This window comes from Micromonospora sp. D75 (assembly GCF_018070405.1).
GTDB lineage: Bacteria > Actinomycetota > Actinomycetes > Mycobacteriales > Micromonosporaceae > Micromonospora > Micromonospora chalcea.
Map to the genome: position 1 here is coordinate 1 of NZ_JAGPXV010000624.1, position 3477 is coordinate 3477.

Here is a 3477-nt window from a genome sequence, read left to right on the forward strand (position 1 = left end):
GTCCAGGTCGACGCGGGCCACCCCGGCCGCGGTCAGGCTGCCCAGCCAGAGCCGGCGGCCGTTCTGCCGCACACCGGTGACCATCGGGTACGCCCCGCTCGGGCCGTGCAGCGTCCGCAGCACCCGCCCCGCGCCGTCGACCAGCGCGACCAGCCCGTAACGGCGCGGCCGGGGCTGCACCGCGCCGGGCAGCAGCGCGACGAGCTGGCGGACGCGCGGATGCGGCAGCAGCCGTTCCATCGCCGCCAGCCGGGGGCTGGGCAACGCGACCCAGTACGTCCCGTCACCCACCGCGGAGATGTTGTCCGGGTACGCCGGGAGGTCGGTCAGCACCGTGGCCCGCCCGCCCGGCAGGTCGATCCGGAGCAGCCGGTGGGTGGCGGTCTCGGCGAGCATCAGCGCCGACTCGTCCGGGGTGAGCGCCAGCCCGTTGGGGAAGTAGAGCCCGTCGGCCACCACGTCGGTGCGCCCGGTGCGCCTGTCGTAGGCCAGCACCCGCCCGTTGGGCCGGTGCTCCAGCAGGTCCCGCTTCCAGTGCGACAGCGGGAAGCGGTCGGAGGAGTCGGTGAAGTAGACGGTGCCGTCGCTCGCGACCGCCGCGTTGTCGGCCAGGTGCACCGGCGGGGCGGTCCCGGTCAGCTCGTGCACCGCGCCGGCGGGGTCGACCCGCAGCAGTCCCCGGTACGCGTCGCAGACGAGCAGCCCGCCGTCGACCGGGTCCCGTTCGATGCCCAGCGGCCGTCCGCCGGTCTCGGCCAGAAGCGTGGGCCGGGTGCCGGCCGGCGCGTCGGCGGGCCACCACCAGAGCCGGCCGTCCTCGTCGCCGCTGACCACCCGGCCGTCGGCGTCGACCACCACGTCCTCCGGCCCGTGCCCGCCGGCCGGCAACGGCAGCAGGTCGGCCCGGTCGAGCCGGGTGTCGGCGGGCGTCCAGGGCCCGGTCAGCGGCGGCGGCACGGTCGCCGGCTCGCGGACCGGCCGGATCAGCAGGGGCGCACGCGGGCGGGGGACGGCCATCGGCTCATTGTGGCCCGGCGGCGTCGCGAAGGGCAGTGCCCGACGGCGTTTCGCGCCCGTGGCGGCGGCTGCGGGATGACCCTGAGACGGCTCGGGGTCGGTTCCCGGACAGTACCCGGAACCCCCGCCGCGAGGCCCGGAAATGTCGGTGGGGCCGGGTAGGTTTGGCCGCATGGTACACAGCGTTGAGCGCTTCCACGTGGCGATGGACGTGCACGATCACGTGGTCGAGCTGCGTCCGGTCGGCGAGATCGACATCGCCACCGTGACGGCGTTCCGGGCCGCGCTCTGGGCCGCGCCGGCGCGGCCGGTGCTGCGGGTCGACCTGTCCGGTGTGCGGCTGCTGTCCGCCGCCGGGGTCCGCGCGCTCGTCGCCACCCACCTGCGGGTCCGGGCCCGCGGTGGCGAGCTGGTGCTCGTCGACCCGGACCCGGTGGTGGCCCGGGTGCTGCGGGTGACCGGCCTGCACCGGGTGCTCCCGGTGCGCTGCTCCGACCGCTCGCAGGACGTGCCGAGCCGTGCCCACGACCGGTCCGGCCGCACCCACGAGATGGTGGCGTGCGCGGCCTGAACGGGAGCGGGCCGCCGGGCACACGTCGGGCCGCCGGCGCGAGTGCCGACGGCCCGACGTGAACGGCGCTGTGCTCAGCGCACGCCGAGCAGGTCCACCACGAAGACGAGCGTCTCGTTCGGCTTGATGACGCCGCCGGCGCCGCGGGCGCCGTAGCCCAGGTGCGGCGGGATGGTGAGCTTGCGCCGGCCGCCGACCTTCATGCCGACGACGCCCTGGTCCCAGCCGGCGATGACCTGGCCGCCGCCGAGCGGGAACTCGAACGTCTCACCCCGGTTCCACGAGGCGTCGAACTCGCGGCCGTTCGAGTGGGCCACGCCCACGTAGTGCACGCTCACCAGTTGGCCCGGGCGGGCCTCCGGGCCGTCGCCGACGGTGATGTCCTCGACGACCAGATCCGCGGGCGGCGCGCCCTCGATCGGGCCGACCTGGGGCTTGTCCATGAACGGTCTCCTCGGTGCTGACGGTGTGGTCACCGTCGATCCTGCCGGATCGCGACCGGCCGATACGCGCCGGTCCCCGCACACCGGCGTGGCGGGGACACGAGAAGGGGGCGGGCGCCGCCTGTCGGCGACGCCCGCCCCGCAGCGGGCTGGTTCACTTCAGCCAGGGGAGACGCTGGACCAGGGGGAGCTTCGCCCAGATCCGGCCGAGGCCGAGGGTGTTGCCGGCGCCCACCAGGGCGAGACCGGCCAACAGGCCCGCGTAGATGAGGTGGTCGTCCATGAAGGGGTTGTTCGCCGGGGGCAGCACGGCCGTCCACATCAGGACCAGGAGCAGTCCGCCGGCCACGGCGGCGATCCGGATGCCGATGCCGAGCATCAGCGCGACACCGATGCCGAGCAGGCCGAGCATGAACAGCGTGTCCGCCCAGGCCGCGCCGGCGATGTTCCGGTAGAGGTCCGCGAACGGGCCCTCGACCGCGTTGCCCAGGAAGCCCTTGGTCGGGCTGCCGCCGTTGATCCAGGCGTTCTTCGCCGCAGTCTCGTGGCCGAGGCCGAACATCTTGTCGAGGAAGGCCCAGAGGAAGATCCAGCCCAGCGCGAGCCGCAGGCCGGCCCACACGTACCGGGTGGCCTTCTGCCGGGTGGTCTCGATGTGCGCCGCCGGAGCGGTGGTGGCGGCGGGGGTCCGCTTGACGGCGGGGGTCCGCTCGATTGTCGCGGTCATGGTCTCCACGTCCCTTCCTGTGCCTCGCACCGCGCTTCCCGGTGGCACATTCATTCCACCGCCGAGCCGCCTCCCGGAGCAGGGCCTACCGGTGCCCTGACGACCGGGTCATTGGTCCCGTCCGTACCCGGTCCGGTCGGCCCCTCCCCGCCGGTCCGCCGCCCCTGACCAGGGCGTTTGCGGCGGCCTATCGTCGCAGGTGAAGGCCCGGTACGAGGAGGTCGTGATGAGGACGTGGCAGGTGGCCGACGTGATGACCAGGGACGTCGCGGCGGTGACGGAGCAGACCCCGTACCGCGAGATCGTCGACGTGCTGGTGCGTAAGCGGATCAGCGGCGTGCCGGTGGTCGACTCGTTCCACCGGGTGCTCGGCGTGATCTCCGAGGCGGACCTGCTGCACAAGGTGGAGCGGGCCGGTCACCCGGACGAGCGCCGGGTGTTCGAGGGGCGGCGGCGCCGTACCGCCCGGGAGAAGGCCGACGCGCTGGTGGCCGGGGACCTGATGACCGCACCGGCGGTCACCACCCACGAGCGCGCCTCGCTGGCCGCGACGGCTCGGCTGATGGACCGCGAGGCGGTCAAGCGGGTGCCGGTGCTGGACGACCTGGGCCGGCTGTCCGGCATCGTCACCCGTGGTGACCTGCTCCGGGTGCACCTGCGTACCGACGCGGAGATCCGCGAGGAGGTGGTGCACGAGGTGCTGCGCCGGGTGCTGTCGG

General features: G+C 74.4%; 5 protein-coding genes. 2 read left to right on the plus strand and 3 right to left on the minus strand.

What is annotated here, in order from left to right:
• On the minus strand, positions 1-1017 hold a 1017-nt coding region (locus KBX39_RS26650; protein WP_210873095.1), incomplete at its 3' end, for an SMP-30/gluconolactonase/LRE family protein.
• Positions 1018-1189: 172 nt separating this feature from the next.
• Here KBX39_RS26650 and KBX39_RS26655 point away from each other — a divergent pair.
• Entirely contained in the window at positions 1190-1588 is a 399-nt protein-coding gene (locus KBX39_RS26655) for an STAS domain-containing protein (RefSeq protein ID WP_083297017.1), read from the plus strand.
• A 74-nt stretch (positions 1589-1662) separates the two neighbouring features.
• Here KBX39_RS26655 and KBX39_RS26660 read toward each other — a convergent pair whose 3' ends face one another.
• Together KBX39_RS26660 and KBX39_RS26665 are read right to left on the minus strand one after the other, a co-directional pair.
• Positions 1663-2031 carry an FKBP-type peptidyl-prolyl cis-trans isomerase gene (locus KBX39_RS26660; RefSeq protein WP_030499930.1) on the minus strand — a complete coding sequence of 123 codons (369 nt, stop codon included), beginning with the start codon at positions 2029-2031 and terminating at the stop codon, positions 1663-1665.
• Positions 2032-2185: 154 nt separating this feature from the next.
• A complete protein-coding gene (locus KBX39_RS26665; protein WP_043330076.1) occupies positions 2186-2758 on the minus strand; it encodes a DoxX family membrane protein in 573 nt (190 codons plus the stop codon).
• A gap of 226 nt (positions 2759-2984) precedes the next feature.
• On the opposite strand from KBX39_RS26665, the gene KBX39_RS26670 reads away from it, so the two are divergent.
• Positions 2985-3477, plus strand: a 493-nt coding sequence (locus KBX39_RS26670; protein ID WP_210873097.1) for a CBS domain-containing protein, incomplete at its 3' end; no start/stop codon positions are given.